General features: G+C 46.4%; 17 protein-coding genes. 13 read left to right on the top strand and 4 right to left on the bottom strand.

All coding sequences use genetic code 11. The features are described 5' to 3' along the window. Positions 1 to 28: 28 nt before the first annotated feature. The 5 genes from ACO5JD_RS04075 (at position 29) to ACO5JD_RS04055 (ending at position 4,208) form a co-directional block, all read left to right on the top strand. On the top strand, positions 29 to 535 hold the full coding sequence (locus ACO5JD_RS04075; protein WP_484987814.1) for a hypothetical protein: 507 nt from the start codon (positions 29 to 31) through the stop codon (positions 533 to 535). Positions 536 to 544: 9 nt separating this feature from the next. Beyond that, entirely contained in the window at positions 545 to 772 is a 228-nt protein-coding gene (locus ACO5JD_RS04070; RefSeq protein WP_484987812.1) for a helix-turn-helix domain-containing protein, read from the top strand. Continuing rightward, on the top strand, positions 772 to 1,278 hold the full coding sequence (locus tag ACO5JD_RS04065) for a VanZ family protein (protein ID WP_484987810.1): 507 nt from the start codon (positions 772 to 774) through the stop codon (positions 1,276 to 1,278). The genes ACO5JD_RS04070 and ACO5JD_RS04065 overlap by 1 nt, the downstream gene beginning before the upstream one ends. Before the next feature lie 501 nt (positions 1,279 to 1,779). Further along, positions 1,780 to 2,094 (top strand): DUF1490 domain-containing protein, encoded by a 315-nt coding sequence (locus ACO5JD_RS04060; protein WP_484987808.1) that lies wholly within the window; start codon positions 1,780 to 1,782, stop codon positions 2,092 to 2,094. 2 nt (positions 2,095 to 2,096) lie between these two features. Further along, complete coding sequence (locus tag ACO5JD_RS04055) at positions 2,097 to 4,208, top strand: heavy metal translocating P-type ATPase (protein WP_484987806.1); 2,112 nt, start codon at positions 2,097 to 2,099, stop codon at positions 4,206 to 4,208. Between the two features lie 243 nt (positions 4,209 to 4,451). On the opposite strand, the gene ACO5JD_RS04050 is transcribed toward ACO5JD_RS04055, so the two are convergent. Together ACO5JD_RS04050 and ucpA are read right to left on the bottom strand one after the other, a co-directional pair. Then, positions 4,452 to 5,075, bottom strand: coding sequence for a class I SAM-dependent methyltransferase (locus tag ACO5JD_RS04050; RefSeq protein ID WP_484987804.1), 624 nt, complete (start codon positions 5,073 to 5,075; stop codon positions 4,452 to 4,454). Between the two features lie 178 nt (positions 5,076 to 5,253). After that, on the bottom strand, positions 5,254 to 6,048 hold the full coding sequence (ucpA, locus tag ACO5JD_RS04045; RefSeq protein ID WP_021625121.1) for an SDR family oxidoreductase UcpA: 795 nt from the start codon (positions 6,046 to 6,048) through the stop codon (positions 5,254 to 5,256). 236 nt (positions 6,049 to 6,284) lie between these two features. Here ucpA and ACO5JD_RS04040 point away from each other — a divergent pair, with 236 nt between their 5' ends. The 5 genes from ACO5JD_RS04040 to ACO5JD_RS04020 all read left to right on the top strand — a co-directional run bounded on the left by ACO5JD_RS04040 (position 6,285) and on the right by ACO5JD_RS04020 (position 11,004). Continuing rightward, complete coding sequence (locus ACO5JD_RS04040) at positions 6,285 to 7,337, top strand: helix-turn-helix domain-containing protein (protein ID WP_484987802.1); 1,053 nt, start codon at positions 6,285 to 6,287, stop codon at positions 7,335 to 7,337. Between the two features lie 96 nt (positions 7,338 to 7,433). Further along, a complete protein-coding gene (locus ACO5JD_RS04035; protein WP_484987800.1) occupies positions 7,434 to 7,754 on the top strand; it encodes a rhodanese-like domain-containing protein in 321 nt (106 codons plus the stop codon). Between the two features lie 2 nt (positions 7,755 to 7,756). Next, complete coding sequence (locus tag ACO5JD_RS04030; protein ID WP_484987798.1) at positions 7,757 to 9,445, top strand: FAD-dependent oxidoreductase; 1,689 nt, start codon at positions 7,757 to 7,759, stop codon at positions 9,443 to 9,445. Positions 9,446 to 9,510: 65 nt separating this feature from the next. Continuing rightward, positions 9,511 to 10,137, top strand: coding sequence for a DNA-3-methyladenine glycosylase I (locus tag ACO5JD_RS04025; protein WP_484987796.1), 627 nt, complete (start codon positions 9,511 to 9,513; stop codon positions 10,135 to 10,137). 135 nt (positions 10,138 to 10,272) lie between these two features. Further along, positions 10,273 to 11,004: a MerR family transcriptional regulator gene (locus tag ACO5JD_RS04020; RefSeq protein ID WP_484987794.1), complete on the top strand. Its 732-nt coding sequence runs from the start codon at positions 10,273 to 10,275 to the stop codon at positions 11,002 to 11,004. 50 nt (positions 11,005 to 11,054) lie between these two features. Here ACO5JD_RS04020 and ACO5JD_RS04015 read toward each other — a convergent pair whose 3' ends face one another. Beyond that, positions 11,055 to 11,942 carry an EamA family transporter gene (locus tag ACO5JD_RS04015; RefSeq protein WP_021625113.1) on the bottom strand — a complete coding sequence of 296 codons (888 nt, stop codon included), beginning with the start codon at positions 11,940 to 11,942 and terminating at the stop codon, positions 11,055 to 11,057. Between the two features lie 105 nt (positions 11,943 to 12,047). On the opposite strand from ACO5JD_RS04015, the gene ACO5JD_RS04010 reads away from it, so the two are divergent. From ACO5JD_RS04010 to ACO5JD_RS04000, 3 genes are all read left to right on the top strand, one after another. Beyond that, on the top strand, positions 12,048 to 12,227 hold the full coding sequence (locus ACO5JD_RS04010) for a hypothetical protein (RefSeq protein ID WP_021625112.1): 180 nt from the start codon (positions 12,048 to 12,050) through the stop codon (positions 12,225 to 12,227). Between the two features lie 164 nt (positions 12,228 to 12,391). After that, on the top strand, positions 12,392 to 12,817 hold the full coding sequence (locus ACO5JD_RS04005) for a flavodoxin (protein WP_484987792.1): 426 nt from the start codon (positions 12,392 to 12,394) through the stop codon (positions 12,815 to 12,817). A gap of 33 nt (positions 12,818 to 12,850) precedes the next feature. Then, positions 12,851 to 14,068 (top strand): iron-containing alcohol dehydrogenase, encoded by a 1,218-nt coding sequence (locus ACO5JD_RS04000; protein WP_484987790.1) that lies wholly within the window; start codon positions 12,851 to 12,853, stop codon positions 14,066 to 14,068. Between the two features lie 78 nt (positions 14,069 to 14,146). Here ACO5JD_RS04000 and ACO5JD_RS03995 read toward each other — a convergent pair whose 3' ends face one another. Next, positions 14,147 to 14,878, bottom strand: coding sequence for a DUF4428 domain-containing protein (locus ACO5JD_RS03995; protein ID WP_484987788.1), 732 nt, complete (start codon positions 14,876 to 14,878; stop codon positions 14,147 to 14,149). Between the last annotated feature and the right edge of the window lie 22 nt (positions 14,879 to 14,900).

The raw sequence follows: 14,900 nt of genomic DNA, 5'->3' as shown, positions 1-14,900 counted from the left end.
ATCCAAAGAGGAGTGAAAGCGAGTCATCATGCAAGAGTCCGAAAACATCTCACAACTCAAGAGGATGTGCAAAGTCCTCGCCACCATTGCAAGAATCTTGCAAGTTTTAGCAATCGCTATACTTGCGCTTTTCTGGCTGGGAATGTTTGCGTATGCAGTACTTCATGCGGAGATCTTTACTACTTCGTTTTTAGGCAGGATGAATGTGCTGTGGTTTAGCATTAAAACGCAAGACGTTCTGATGTCTGGTATAGGTATTTTTGCACTTACCATTTTGGGCGCATTGGCACTAGGTCTAGTTATTGCATTTTTTACCCTGCTCCAAAGTACGTTTGCACAAGTGGCAGAGAGTTACTCACCATTTACCGCAGAGGTTCGCAAAAAACTACTGGCATTAGCAGTCATTGCGGTAGTGCTTGTTCTGCTTGGCGGAAATTTGCTTTCCGCTATTTTTGAGACGATTGCCTTCATTGCCTTCTTTCTTATGTTCGATTATGCCTGTGAACTCCAGCTTCAGTCGGACGAAACACTGTAGGGGGTAATGATGGGAAAGATTGTGCTCAGGCTTGATCGTGTTATGGCAGATCGAAAGATATCACTTAAAGATTTATCTGAAAGAGTCGGAATTACAAATGTAAACCTATCAAAGTTAAAGAATGGGCATATTAGCGCGGTGCGATTCAGCACCTTGGGTGCGCTGTGCGAAGAGCTGCAGTGCCAACCAGGTGACATATTGGAATACAAGTCTGATGATGAGGGAGGCAAAGCATAATGTCTACTAGCAAGCAGAACAAAGGAATTGTCGCTGTATTCATTTTTTACTTGGTGCTACTTTCCTGGGTAGTGTTGCTCAAAACCCAGTTCTCGTTTGCAGATCTAGACACCATTCGTCATATCAATCTGATCCCCTTTTATTACGACGAGGAAACCTCGGGTCATTTACGTGAGGTTATTGACAATGTATGGATTTTCATTCCTTTTGGTATATATATGCGCATAGCATTTCGCAAGCTTCCTATTGGTACAAGCATCTTGATTATTGCTCATATCAGCCTTGCGTTTGAGACTCTGCAGTTTGTACTGAGCATTGGAGCCTCGGATGTGACAGATATTATTTCTAATACGATGGGCGGTACGCTCGGAATTGCGTTGTATGCCCTCTTGGCGCGAATAACAAAAAATAGTGATGTTTTAGACAAAGCAATCGTAGCCGTATCAGCGATCCTCATGATTTTGGCGGTAGCTGGAGCAGCATTTTTGCTGTTCGTAAATCAGTGACATTGGTGCCAAACAGCACGAGTGGAGAGAGCGGTCCGTCCTGCAGTGCTCAACATGAGCTATTGACAGCGCAGCTGAAAATGATTGTATTTGCTCAAGGCCTTTGACATTGGATTTTTGATTGGGTGCTTCTCTGTAATCAGGGCTTCGAGTTTTTTACCCATTATTATCCTGAGGTAGCAGATGCGCCCACCCCTAAACTTTTTGGTTACAACAAAAAGATTACTTAGTTCAATTTTCTTGTAGAGGGTGAGGCGCGAATAAGACCTTCTTGCTCAATCCGCCATCCTTCTGCTGTAGTGCGGGTCTCGGTAAAGCTTAGTATGAGTGCTCAATATGTGGTTACGTTACGAGGACTTGTAAGGAATTTTTTGCCACTGAGTCAATGTGAGCATCCCATATCTAGACAAGAAAAAATAAGACCGCTATAAATAATGAAGAATAGTGAGAATAGCGTTTTGCTTACTTTGCCTGTTTAGTACTGTTGGAAGAGGAATAACTATGAGCTGGAAGCACTTTTGGATTTTTGCAGGCGGCGTTGCTGCTGCAGGCGCTGCTAGCGCGGCGGCACAGAGCAAGTCGGTTCATAACGGGGTCGTACGTGCGGCAGCTGCTTGCATGCGCCTGTCCGATGCGGTTTCTGGTGCTACGCAGAATGTAATTGATGGCGCTGCCGATCTCAACGCTGAGGCGCGTCGTCAGGCAAAGATCGATGCGGCTGTTAAAGAGCGTCTTGAACAGATAGAAAAAGACATCCGTTCTGAGGTTGAGCAGCAGCTTGATGCGAAGGTTGTAGAAACCGAAACTAAAGCGTAGATATGCACTATCGCATAGTCTCTGACATTCCTGGCAGGTTACGCCTGAGATGCGGGCAGTATCTCTTCTCTGATGAAGAAGCCCGCGGTGTTGCGCATGCATTGATGGCAATCAAAGGGGTGTACTCGGCAGAGGTTCATACGGCTAACGGGTCGATATTGGTCACGGGTAGCCCTGCTGCTCGTAATGCCGTGTTGGCGACAGTTGATAATCTCAATACGCTTCGTTTGCCCCGGAAGGCAGATGAGGGTGAGTTGTCCATGGCAATAGCGGACAACGATTTTGCCCTCCAAACAGGCAATCTTGTTGTGCATCGCCTACTTTGCAGACTATTTCTCCCACGACCCATCAGGCATGTGTTGATCGTGTTTCGCGCTCTACCTCGCATTTGGGAGGGTCTGCGACGACTGGCAAAAGGTGAGTTGACCGTTGAGGTTCTTGATGCAACGGCAATTACTGCATCGCTTTTGCGTGGCGCCTTCGCCGATGTCTCTACTGTTATTTTCCTGCTGTGTCTCTCTGACATCATGCAGAAGCACATACAAAGACGTGCTCGCATTGCTTTAGCAGATGGGCTTTTCACCCGCGCTGAGACCGTATGGCGAGTTGTAGATGGTATTGACGTTGAAGCCTCGCTTGCAGATGTACGTGAAGGTCATATTTTGCATATTCGTAGTGGTCAGGTTTTGCCTGTTGACGGCGTCGTTGTGGCAGGCGAAGGCGAGCTTAATGAGGCAAGTATGACTGGTGAGTCTCGACCTGTGCACAAGGATAAGGGTATTACAGTCTATGCGGGCACAGCGCTTGAAGATGGTGACCTGCAGGTACAAGTAATGGCACCTCCGGGACGTGCGCGTATCGACCAGCTTGTTACGATGGTAGAAAGCTCATCAGAGTTGAAGGCTGCAAGTCAAAGCCGAGCTGAACGACTTGCTGACGCACTTGTACCTTGGAGTTTTGCGGCATTTTTTGGTGTTTTAGCATATATGCGCAACATCACACGAGCTATGGCTGTGCTCATGGTGGACTACTCCTGCGCAATTAAAGTTTCCACGCCTATTGCGATGATGAGTGCAATGAAGGAAGCTGCTGATCGCAATGTAATTGTCAAAGGTGGCAAATACCTTGAGGCACTTTCAGCCGCTGACGTCATTGTTTTTGATAAGACAGGTACGCTTACTGTGGCAGAGCCACGTGTAAAACAGGTGTTGACATGCGCAGATATAGATGAAGATACGCTGCTGCGCTATGCTGCCTGTGTTGAGGAACATTATCCTCACAGCGTGGCACGAGCCATTGTGCGTGAGGCAAAGCTACGAGGGCTACATCATGAGCAAGAACTACATGCTGAGGTACATTATGTAGTAGCACATGGCATTTCAACGATGATAGATGGTCAGGCTGTATTGATTGGATCGGCTCATTTTGTATTCGAAGACGAAAGAGTGCCGTGCAACGAAGTCCTGCTCGAACGGCTTATTCGCGAGGAGCCAGACAGCTCTCACATTTATGTGTCAATGGGTGACCGCCTACTTGGTGCTATCTGTGTTTCTGATCCCTTGCGTCCCGAAGCAATCGAGATTATTCGCCAACTGAGGCTATTGGGTATCAAGGATATCGTGATGCTTACAGGAGATTCCAAGCATTGCGCTGCTACAGTTGCTGCGGAGCTTGGTATTGACCACTATCATGCTCAGGTACTTCCTGAGGATAAGAGCGGTTTTGTGCAGCGGCTGCGTGACGAAGGTCATGTTGTGGCGATGGTGGGTGACGGCATCAACGATTCGCCTGCGCTGGCCGCGGCAAACGTATCGATTGCTCTTGCTGATGCAAGTGATATTGCGCGTGCCGTAGCAGATGTTTCGGTGCGCGGTTCTTCTCTTGAATCTATCGTCGAACTACGAGTGCTCTCGCAGCGACTTATGCAGCGCATTCACCGTAAGTATCACTTCATTGTGATGTTCAACTCTGCGCTTATTGCGCTTGGTGTGGCGCAGCTTATCACCATTACCACTGCGGCCTATCTGCATAATCTCTCGACGCTTGCGGTTGCGGCGCATAATGTTACCCCGCTATTGAGGTCTCCAGCATCGCAAAGCGACCTCTTTGACTAACTAAAGACGATCCACCAACTTTGATGTTTTAACTAACTAAAGGCTTGTTGATCTACCAACTTTGATGTCAGCACATGTGTTCAGGTGAAAAGTAACAGCTAGTTCAGTGGGCATTTTTAGGACCGGGGTTGCAAAGCTTGCATCAAAGTAGCTTTCTAAAAAATTCCGTTCATTCGATATCTTTTCCTGCGTCCACTTCGAGGAAAAGTGTTGCCGAGTGGAGTTCTGCTGAAAAACGTGGCTTTAGGACATGTTCGCAGAAGAGCTTGATGAGATGCATTCGCAATAGAGAAGGGGTATTCGAGCATGCATCGTTGTAAAATGCTCTATCTGCCAGCCATTATCTGTAAGAAATGTCATGTAGTCTGCTGCAGTCCACTGCTGCTCAAATGTAACGCCAGCAATTTTGAGGATACGTGTCCACAGTCTGGTTCCCCGCGTTTCCTCATGTGCAACAAAGTTAGGCGCTACAAGCAAACCGCCATCTTTAAGCACGCGATCTATTTCTGCAAGTACCTTCTCAGGAGTGGGAATTATATGTAACGCATTTGCTATAACAACAACATCAAATGCATCATCTCCAAACGGTAGATTCATGGCGTTTGCAATCATAAAACTAAGATTTGTAGGTACCATACCTTTCTGTGCTTCATGAAGCATACCTGAAGAATAATCTGTTGCTACAACCTTGTTGGCTGATGATGCGATATGCTTTGCGAGCTGTCCTGGACCGCAAGCGATTTCTAATACATCTTTGTCTTCGACTACCTGAGCAATTCGCGTATACATTGTTTCGAAAAGATGGTTCTCAGATCCTAACGCCAAGGTATAAATCGGTGCAAATCGGTCCCAGGTCTTTTGATTCACATTAGGCTCCTTGTAGTTAGGTAAGTCTAACTATAGCATGCTAATCCATCTATTAATCTGATTTAAGTACTACTTTCCAAACTATTTGACGATGCTGGTTTTTAGCCAGCATCGTCAACATGGATGTCATATTCAATGATGCAATGGAAGCGGTCTATTTTATTGATGTCGCTCGGATCTAGACGCCCATGGAATTGGTCTCGGGAAGGGTGGCGCCTCCATCAATGACAATCCTCTCGCCCGTAATGTAACTTGATTCGTCCGAGCCAAGAAACGCAAACAGCTCTCCAACCTCTTGAGGCATGGCAAGTCTGCCCAAAGGAACATTTGCCGCAATGGCATCAATGGCCTGCTCGGGATTGTCAGGGTTGGACTCCTTGGCCATTCTTTCAACCATTGGGGTCCTTGCGTAGCCTAGCTGCGAGCAGTTGACACGGATATTTCGGGGGGCATACTCGACAGCAAGGCATCTTGTAAGGCCAACGAGGGCAGCTTTGGTGAGCGCATAGGCTGCTTCACCAGCATCTGCCACAATATCGCCTGTGACCGAGGAGGCTATAACTATGCTACCTTTGCCTTCCTTGAGCATGTAGGGTATGACACTCTGACAGGTGTTCCAGACACCCTTGATGTTGATATTGATGGACGCATCAAGTTCTTCTTCGGGAAAGCTCTCAAATGGAGCAAGACGGCAGATGCCAGCGTTGCAGCAGGCAATATCAAGAGAGCCCAGGCTGTCATATGCCAGCTTTGCAGTTTCCCTTACTCGTTCCTTGTCCGTGACGCTTTCCACCGCTGCAATGGTTTGGGTTCCATAGCGCGTATGAAGATCCTCGGCTACCGTCTCGACAAGGGGATCCGTATCGAGGAGACAGAGCTTTGCGCCGTAACGTGCATATACCTCGGCGATGCCTGCACCTAGGCCCTTTGCAGCTCCAGTGATCAGTGCGACTTTGCCATCTAACTTTGTCATTGTCTTATCGCCCTTCTGCTTGGACGTCCTATGGGGAAAGATATGTCTATGATAGTTGGTGGGCGAAATCTTTTCATCTATGCAAAGAGATGACTCGCTATATTTGCAGGTAAATGACCCATGCAACCAGTGGTTGACAAAGTTCCAACCCAAGTTGGTAGCGGGATTGAGCTATGTTTCCTAAGCTTTTAACCACGTCGACGAAGAGGAAAATCATTACCTGAAAGGCTTTGATTATGATTCTCGCAGAAAAAATTATGAGTTTACGCAAACGTCTCGGCTGGTCTCAAGAAGAACTTGCGCAGCAATTAGGCGTATCGCGTCAGTCTGTATCAAAGTGGGAAGCTACAAATGCTATGCCGGACATTACTAAGGTTGTGCAGATGAGTGAACTTTTTGGTGTGAGTGTTGATTACCTACTCAAGGATAATGCTGATGATGAGCAAAATTTATCTTTTGCTGTGAGCAATCAAGAGAGTATGGAGGCGGATGCAAGTAATTCTAGTTGCGACACTGATGCTTTAGTGGCATCAGAATCGTCTGCCGTGCATAAAGTTTCACTCGAGGAAGCGAGTGAATATACTAGCCTCGTGGAACAAAATTCTTCTGCCATGGCCCTTGGGGTCGCTCTGTGCATATGGTCGCCCATTGTTTTGCTTGTGCTTGGAGCATTTAGCGAAAAACATTTTGCGGGTATGAGTGGGAACACCGCTACAGGAATTGGTCTAGCAGTTTTATTGATTGTTGTTGCGGCTGCCATTGCTTTGTTTATTGTCAAGGGTGGCAAGCTAAAGCGCTATGAATACCTAGAGAGCGAGGAGTTCGAGTTGCAGTATGGTGTGGAAGCTGCCATCCTGCGTAAAAATGAGGCGTTTGAAAACTCTTATCACCTTGCAGTTGCATTCAGCATCATTTTGATTTTTATAGGTGCACTCCCCGTGTTTGTAATAACGTCAATATTTGAAGATGATCTTGTTTCGTATCTCAGCTTTCCTGTGCTTCTTGCCTTTGTAGGAGCGGGAGTATTTTTCCTCGTTAAATTTGGGATGATTCACTCGAGTTATCTCAAACTACTGCAAACGGAAGACTTCACCATAGAAAACAAGCGGATTGGCCGTCGTATTGGCTGGTTCCCTGGAGTGTATTGGTGTCTTGTGACTGCTATCTATCTAGCGTATGCCATAACAACTTGGAATTGGGCTCATTCTTGGGGGATTTGGCCTGTTGCAGCCGTTTTGTTTGCGGCCATATACGTTGCCCTAAGAGCTTGGATCCAGCGTAAGAACTAATACCTATCTGCCGCTAACGGAAACCATGATTCAGCTACTGAAAGTCTCCCTACAAATTTGGGAAGATTAGCATAACCTTCAAGAGTAGGAGACAAAATGGGATTATTCGATATATTCCGAGGCGCTGACATCAATGAGGGTGTTGTCAATTTTCAACAAACAGTCGGCGCACAACTCATTGATGTGCGCGAACCTAATGAATTTGCAGATGGACACATTCCTCAGAGTAAAAATGTGCCTTTGAGCAAGCTCGCAATTATTGAGGTTGTAGTGCCCGATAAAGCCACACCATTGTTTATCTATTGTGCATCGGGCGCTCGTAGTGGGCGCGCACTTGGAGAACTAAAGCAACTGGGTTATGCAAATGTCACCAATATTGGCGGTATTGCGACATACCGCGGCAAGATTGAGAGGTAGCCATGAAAGTGGTCATTGTGGGTGGTGTAGCTGGCGGAGCGAGCGCGGCAACTCGTATTCGTCGACTTGATGAGCAAGCTCAGATTATTATTTTTGAGCGCTCTGCTTACGTTTCTTATGCAAACTGTGGTCTTCCTTATTACATAGGAGGCGTAATTACAGACAAGAAAGCTCTTGCGGTACAGACTCCTGAAAGTCTCAACAAGCGTTTTCGTTTAGATGTACGTGTGCGCCATGAAGTAGTGCGTATCATTCCTGAACGCAAGATTGTGCTTGTCCGTAATCTTGAGTCGGGCGAGGAGTTTGAGGAAAGCTACGACCGTTTGATGCTCTCACCTGGTGCTCGTCCAACGGTGCCTCCTTTTGTGGGCACTGAGCTTGATGAGGTCTTTACGCTACGTACCGTGGAGGATACCTTTAAAATTAGAGAGTGGGTTGTCGAGCATCAGCCCAAGACTGCTGTTGTTGCAGGTGGTGGTTTTATCGGTCTCGAGATGGCTGAAAACTTGGTGGAATTGGGTGTGCGGGTTACACTTGTGCAGAACATTCCGCAGGTATTGCCTCCTCTCGATGCAGATATGGCAGCTTTTTGCCATGCCGAACTGCGTAAACATGGTGTTGACTTGCGCCTGAATACCACGGTCGAAGGTTTTGCTCGTGATGCGAAGACAGGTGTATCAACACTACTTAAGGATGCAGAAGCACTGCATTCAGATATGGTTCTTTTGGCTATTGGTGTAACGCCTGATACGGCATTGGCGCGTGAAGCAGGTTTGGAGCTGGGCATCAAGGGCAGCGTTGTTGTCAATGATCACATGCAGACTTCCATCCCCGATATTTATGCAGTTGGTGATGCAGTGCAGGTTAAGCATTTTGTGACAGGTGCTGATGTCTTGATTTCCCTAGCAGGTCCCGCCAACAAACAAGGCCGTATTGCTGCAAACAATATATGTGGCATCGATTCGCGCTTTACGGGCTCTCAGGGTTCATCCATCATCAAGCTTTTTGATCTTACAGTTGCATCTACGGGTATCAACGAAGCCACAGCAAAAAGCGCTGGTCTTAACTACGACAAGGTGGTTCTTAGTCCTGTGTCACATGCGTCATATTACCCGGGGGCAAGGGCAATGACCCTAAAGCTTATCTACGAAAAAGGCAGTCTGTATATTCTAGGCGCTCAGATTGTGGGCAAGCAGGGCGTTGACAAACGCATTGATGTGTTGGCTACAGCGATTCATGCAGGTATGAAGGCCACCGAATTGGCTGAGCTTGACTTAGCTTATGCGCCACCATATTCTTCGGCAAAAGATCCAGTCAATATGGCTGGCTTTATGATTGAGAATCTTGAGGCTGGATTGGTAAAACAGTGGCATTATGATATGGCTTCCGATTTGCCACACGACGGCAGCGCAACTTTGCTTGATGTACGTACGGCTGCTGAGTATGAACGCGGCCATATTGATGGCTTTGTAAATATCCCGGTGGACGAGCTGCGCGAGCGTATCGGTGAGATTGACACGGATAAGCCTGCGTATCTTATTTGTCAGAGTGGTCTGCGTAGTTACATTGCTACACGCATCTTGAAGCAAAATAGTATTGATTGCTATAACTTCTCGGGAGGCTTTGGTTTTTATCGCACAGTCGTGTTGGACGAGCAAGCATATGCCAGCCGCTATCCTTGCGGTATCTAGACAGTGACAAGATAGCGCGACTATTAGATTAGCTAAGCATTGCTTCCATCAAGGGGGTCTGACTTTTGTCGTATTGTGATTGGGATACCACGAGTGAGGCAAATATTTGCTACCACGATGAAGAGTGGGGTACGCCCGTTCACGATGACCAAAAGCAATTTGAGTTTCTCATGATGGAAGTGATGCAATGCGGACTTTCTTGGGATCTTATGATGCGGAAACGCGAGATTTTCCGCACATGTTTTGATGGCTTCGACTATGAGAAAGTCGCGGCGTATAACGAAGCTGATATCGAGCGAATTATGTCTTATCCAGGCATGATTCGCTCACGTCGCAAAATCGCGGCAGTAATTAGCAATGCGCGTTGCTTTCAAATGTTACGTGCGGAGCAGGGAAGTTTTTCTGAGTGGCTCTGGGCTCATACAGACGGAAAAACCGTGCTTTATAACAAACATGCGCAGGGTTGGGTTCCTGTTAGCAATGGTCTTTCCGCGCATATTTCCAAGGAGCTCAAGGCATACGGTTTCAAATTTTTGGGACCCATCACGGTGTATTCTCATTTACAAGCCTGTGGCATTATCAATGATCATGATGAACATTGCCCTCGCTATGCGGAAATTAATGCCGCAAATCCCATCGTTTACAAGCGCCGATACCTAGAACAATCAATTCACTATTACGGTTCTAATTAGATGGATCCTTTTAAGAAAAGTTAGGCACAGTCCGCTTTGTATTCACGAGGATAGAGCTCGTAGCAAAAAATATTGAAAATATGCTTGACCCTTACGCAGTGTGAGGTTTTATAACTGTTTGCGGAGGAGGGGTGTATGTATTTTATTCAAGAAGCAGCTAGGATTTCGGGCATATCCGTTCGTACGCTACACCACTACGATCAAATCGGTTTGCTGGTGCCAAAGCGAGCAAAAAACGGATATCGCTATTACAGCGATGAAGACCTTGATACATTGCAGAGTATTCTGTTTTATCGTCAACTTAAATTCTCATTGGAAGAGATTTGCGGATTACTAGAGAGCGCAAAAGAAGATCGCCTAGGGATGCTTGAGAGCCAGCTTTCCCTTCTCCAAAATGAGCAAAACCAACTAAACATGCTTGTCAACACATTGAAGAAGACCATTAGTGCATATAAGGGAGAGACCACTATGTCAGTAGAAGAGAAATTCCAGGGCTTTTCTTGGAAGGATAATGCAACATACGAAAGTGAGGCTCGCAAACTTTACGGTAACGAAGTTATTGATGAGTCACAGCATCGTCAAAAGGGTAAGGAAGAAGAAATCGCCGAGGCATTCAATCAGGTATTTCGTGCTTTTGCGACAAACTTGGCAGCAGGCATTCCTGCTACGGCAAAGGAAAATTTGCAGCTTGCAAATCAGCTTTTTGAGCATATGAACACTTATGTTTTTGACTGCTCACGTGAGGTTTTTGGCTACATTGGAGCTGGTTATTCTGCCAATCCAGAATTTAAGAAGAATATTGATAAATTTGGAGAAGGTACTGCCCAATACGCTAGTGATGCAATTGCTGCGTTTGTAGCCCTGTAGATTACTGTGAGCATGATAAGCCAGACTGTGCAGCTATAGTCGCTCTATGCCTACAACCATATTGCCATTGCAATAGTTGCGGCTGACATGAGGATCAAACCCAAAGCAGCTTTTCGTGACAGCTTTTCATAAAATACAACTCCTGAAAATGCGATAGTCACCAAGATGCTGAGTTTATCTATGGGAACAACGATGCTTACCATGCCATTTTGGATAGCGTAGTAATAGCAAAGCCACGATGCGCCAGTTGCCAATCCAGAGAGGATAATAAAGAGCAATTCTCTGTGATTGAGTGATTTGAGCTGGTTTTGTTTGCCCCGCATAAATACGATGCCCCAAGCCATAACAAGTACCACACAGGTACGAATAGCAGTACCGAGATTTGATTCGATATGTGTAATGCCGACTTTTGCAAGAATTGCTGTTGCAGCAGCAAAGGTGGCAGAGAATAACGCATAGATTATCCAAGAATTACGTGTGGTCGATTGAAGCGAAGTTGGTTGTTGTGCGGATGATTGGTGCTCATCGATCATCAAAAAAATTCCTGCAGCCAAAAGAGCTGTGAGCATAAGTTTTAAGGCAAGATGTGCGTTCTCACCCAAGAAGAACGTAGCGCCAAGTATGGTTAAAACCGTAGAAGACTTGTCGATAGGAGCAACTTTATTCACGTCTCCAAGGGATAGTGCTTTGAAGTAGCAAAGCCATGATGCACCCGTTGCCAGCCCAGATAGCACGAGGAACAGCAGGGATTTTGCATCAATAGTGGTAATGCTTTCTACAGACCCAACGATACCTGCCATCAGCCATGCGAATACTAAAACCACAATCGTTCGTAGTGCGGTCGCAATATCAGAATCTGTATCATTCAGCCCACATTTTGCAAGTATAGAAGTGAGTCCTGCAAAAACTGCCGATCCAATAGCTGCTAGCAACCACATAATGTCACGCTTTCAAATACTGCGAGAAAAAGTGTCTAATGCATTCCTTATTAATTACCTAAATCACTCCTGTATACTACGCTTCAAGTTAGGAGTGGTAGGCCTGTGACAGTTCTCAGAAATAATCGATCTTGGGTAGTTATTCGGTTCGTTTCGACTGAGTCGAACGTACTTGATATTGCTATTGATTTTATGGACGAATACTCTGATGTCTTCGAGGAACTTGCAAAAATGGCCGATGTACCTCGCTCTTTGGTAAAAAATAGCCTGTTGAGGATGCGGTGATAATATGCTGGTGCTATCACCAGTCTGCGGCAATTTCTCCTTTAGTGAACGCTTTTTCTTTGGTGTGGCTTTGTTAACTGCTCGCGGCAATATGGGTGAGTATCTTACTTCGCGTTAAAGTGTAGTTGTGCCTATGCAAGCGCAAGGCGAAATGGGGGCGGAAAATGACTAAGAAACTTGTCGCTTATTTTTCTGCAAGTGGAGTAACAAAGCGAGCTGCCAAAAAGCTAGCGCAACAGGAAGGTGCGAATCTTTTTGAGATTAAGCCGCTGCACCCATATACGGCTGCAGATTTGGACTGGACTAATAAGCGTAGTCGCAGTTCTGTTGAAATGAACGACAAGAGCTCTCGCGTTGAGATTGCAAACAAGGTTGAGGATATCGCTCAGTACGATGAAATCTATCTTGGCTTTCCTATTTGGTGGGGAGTAGCTCCACATATCATCAATAGTTTTCTTGAACAGTATGATCTGTCAGGTAAAACAATCTCGCCTTTTGCAACATCAGGTGGTAGTGGATATGGTCGCAGCAACCAAGAGCTTCAGCCTTCTGCTCCCAATGCAAAGTTTAATCCCGGCAAGATGATGTAGCAGCATGCTCTGCTCGAGCAACTATTCAATTGAATGCAGGTTTTTATGAATGGCTTGATGCGTAGCAGGCAGTTTCTTTTTAGTGTGGTCATGAGCGCACAGCCAGACAAGCAGAAAAAACTAAGCGGTATGGGTAGTGTGCTTGAGAGTGCGACGCTTCTTCGTAATAAGGGTATACGCAGGGTGTTGTTGGTAACAACAGCAGGTACGCTGCGACGCAATACGCTAGATGATCTGCAGAAGATGCTGGATGAAGCTGGAATCACGCCCGTTGTGTTCTCTGATGTTGCGCCTGACCCTACAACTGTGCATGCGACACATTGTGCACAGACGTATCAAGAAGGTTCCTGTGAAGCCATTCTTGCTATTGGTGGCGGCTCGGTTATTGACTGCGCAAAGATTGCAGGAGCATTGGCGGTTAATCCTGGAAAGACTGTTGCAGATATTTCAGGTACGATGCGCGTTGGGCGGAAGATACCGTATTTTATTGCAGTGCCAACTACCGCGGGCACAGGTTCGGAGGCTACTGCGGGTGCAGTGATTGCTGATATATCAGATGGTATTCATTTCAAGCATCCCATCAACGATTTGCATCTGGTTCCCGATGTGGCGATTCTTGATCCATACCTCTTGCTGACTCTTCCGCCAAAAATTACCGCGCATACAGGTATGGATGCCTTATCACATGCAGTCGAGGCGTATACCAATCGCTTCTGCCAAAAGAAGACCAGCGCTGTTGCAACACGTTCTGTGCAAACAATCTTCCAAAATCTCACACGCTCTTTTGATGATGGACAAAATCTTGAATTGCGACTTGCTCTGCTTGAAGCGTCTTATGATGCGGGTTGGGCCATCAACCGTAATTTCATTGGCTATGTGCATGCAATTTCTCATGCGATAGGTGGACTTTACGGTTTGCCACATGGCTATATAAATGCAGTTATCATGCCATATGTATTTCGCAAGTATGGCAAATCAGCAGAAAAACGCCTTGCTGAACTGGCGTTTTGTGCAAGCGTGGCAAAGCGTGGCGCAAGTGATGCTTACAATGCAGACGCTTTTATTGTGGCGATAGAAATGCTAAATGTGCATTTTGGTATTCCCAACAAGCTTGATGCGCTAAGGGAAGAAGATTTTGCCAAAATTGCCAAGCGTGCTGTGAGTGAGGGTAACCCTACATATCCAGTGCCGCAAATTTGGAATGAGCACGACTTTATAGATTTGCTTGGGCATATACGCTGCGGAGCATAGGGTTGTCTCTTACAATCCGTTTTTCGATGAACCTATGCCCCCAATACGCTTCTACAACTTGTCAGGCTGCAGCCATAGCTATGCCATCGCGCCGCCGCAGAATTCGCAGCAGCCTGTTGCATCGGGAGTTGTTGTGGCACCACAGTGAGGGCAGGTCATCGCCGTCTTTGGTGCGCGATCTGCTTCGATGGATTCGTGGATACGCTCGCGCTCCGTGGTAAGAGCTTCACAAATTTCCTGCGCTGCCATACGTGCCTGCTCGGATTCCAAGGAGTGCGGCATTGAAGTGCTTCCGCTAGATACATTAATGGTAAAGCCATCAAACCAAGGATTATTGACGTTTACGACAACCTTTGACGAATATGAATAGGTGTAGCAAGGAGGTACATACTGCTTGCGGTTACCATCTTTGTCTGTGTAGGTTTCTTCGTCGCGCTCTTCATCAAAATCTAGCTGTGCACCGGTGACCTGTGCTAGGGGGATAACGTCAGGATTAGTTTCTTTCCAATTGCGTCCATTGCGCACAACGACAAAATTACCCTTAACGCTATCAATCATGACCTTTTCATCCAAGCCAAGCGTGCGATTTGCCTGGAATGCTGCAACGTCGGCTTTATTGGCCTCGCGATATTCTAGTTGTGCTTTGATGTCTTCCACGGAAGATTTCTTGCGACCCTGATAGAAGGGAGAGAGCTTATTGGCACAATCCTTGCAGATATAGCCATCATCTATCTTGCACTTGCCCAAAGCACCAACCTCTTTGCCACAGACTTCACAGTTGCTTTTTTTGAAGCGATCAAACAGTCCCATAGTTGCTCCCTTCATCAACGAG

Source organism: Olegusella sp. (assembly GCF_057238325.1).
This window is presented reverse-complemented; position numbering and strand designations above follow the sequence as displayed.

Excerpts from the sequence above, each read along its gene's own strand:
- ACO5JD_RS04075 (WP_484987814.1), top strand. The coding sequence starts at position 29 with ATGCAAGAGTCCGAAAACATCTCACAACTCAAGAGGATGTGCAAAGTC.
- ACO5JD_RS04070 (WP_484987812.1), top strand. The coding sequence starts at position 545 with ATGGGAAAGATTGTGCTCAGGCTTGATCGTGTTATGGCAGATCGAAAG.
- ACO5JD_RS04065 (WP_484987810.1), top strand. The coding sequence starts at position 772 with ATGTCTACTAGCAAGCAGAACAAAGGAATTGTCGCTGTATTCATTTTT.
- ACO5JD_RS04060 (WP_484987808.1), top strand. The coding sequence starts at position 1,780 with ATGAGCTGGAAGCACTTTTGGATTTTTGCAGGCGGCGTTGCTGCTGCA.
- ACO5JD_RS04055 (WP_484987806.1), top strand. The coding sequence starts at position 2,097 with ATGCACTATCGCATAGTCTCTGACATTCCTGGCAGGTTACGCCTGAGA.
- ucpA (WP_021625121.1), bottom strand. The coding sequence starts at position 6,048 with ATGACAAAGTTAGATGGCAAAGTCGCACTGATCACTGGAGCTGCAAAG.
- ACO5JD_RS04040 (WP_484987802.1), top strand. The coding sequence starts at position 6,285 with ATGATTCTCGCAGAAAAAATTATGAGTTTACGCAAACGTCTCGGCTGG.
- ACO5JD_RS04035 (WP_484987800.1), top strand. The coding sequence starts at position 7,434 with ATGGGATTATTCGATATATTCCGAGGCGCTGACATCAATGAGGGTGTT.
- ACO5JD_RS04030 (WP_484987798.1), top strand. The coding sequence starts at position 7,757 with ATGAAAGTGGTCATTGTGGGTGGTGTAGCTGGCGGAGCGAGCGCGGCA.
- ACO5JD_RS04020 (WP_484987794.1), top strand. The coding sequence starts at position 10,273 with ATGTATTTTATTCAAGAAGCAGCTAGGATTTCGGGCATATCCGTTCGT.
- ACO5JD_RS04015 (WP_021625113.1), bottom strand. The coding sequence starts at position 11,942 with ATGTGGTTGCTAGCAGCTATTGGATCGGCAGTTTTTGCAGGACTCACT.
- ACO5JD_RS04005 (WP_484987792.1), top strand. The coding sequence starts at position 12,392 with ATGACTAAGAAACTTGTCGCTTATTTTTCTGCAAGTGGAGTAACAAAG.
- ACO5JD_RS04000 (WP_484987790.1), top strand. The coding sequence starts at position 12,851 with ATGCAGGTTTTTATGAATGGCTTGATGCGTAGCAGGCAGTTTCTTTTT.
- ACO5JD_RS03995 (WP_484987788.1), bottom strand. The coding sequence starts at position 14,878 with ATGGGACTGTTTGATCGCTTCAAAAAAAGCAACTGTGAAGTCTGTGGC.